Annotated in this window: 1 protein-coding gene; it reads left to right on the top strand. The window is 52.3% G+C overall.

What is annotated here, in order from left to right; genetic code table 11:
* Positions 1 to 554 (top strand): CobW family GTP-binding protein (locus B2751_RS11860; RefSeq protein ID WP_290774953.1); only part of this gene is annotated, 554 nt, incomplete at both ends.

Genomic DNA, 554 nt, shown 5'->3' with positions numbered 1-554 from the left:
GACTTCGAATCCGGTGAGTCGTTGATCGAGCGCAGACAGGCAGTCGATGAGACAGACGTGCGCGAAGTCGTCGATCTACTCGTCGACCAAGTCGAGTTTGCGGACATCATCGTCTTAAATAAAGTCGATCGCCTGACACCGGAAGAACGCCATACCGTCATCGGCTATCTGAAGGCATTGAATCCAGTTGCCCGCTTGATCGAGACGACATATGGTCAAGTCGATCCGGCAGACATCTTAGACGTTGATCTATTTGATTTTGAACAAGCGGCAGCGAGTGCTGGCTGGATTCGTGAGTTGAATGCGGAAGAACATATTCCGGAAACGGAAGAGTACGGGATCAGTTCATTCGTCTACAAGCGCAACGTGCCGTTCCACCCTGAGCGCTTGCTAGCTTTGATTGAAGACTGGCCGCAAGAAGTCGTCCGGGCGAAAGGATTCTTGTTCCTCGCGACACGTCCTGAGATGGCACTGTTGTTCCATCAGGCAGGATATGCGTCGAACATGGAATACGCTGGTCGCTTTGCATCAGACGAGGATCGACGGACGGAACT

The sequence above is a fragment of the Exiguobacterium sp. UBA6282 genome (assembly GCF_002440475.1).
Classification (GTDB): domain Bacteria; phylum Bacillota; class Bacilli; order Exiguobacteriales; family Exiguobacteriaceae; genus Exiguobacterium_A.
Note: the sequence above shows the minus strand (reverse complement) of the source record. Positions and strands in the feature narration are given on the sequence as shown.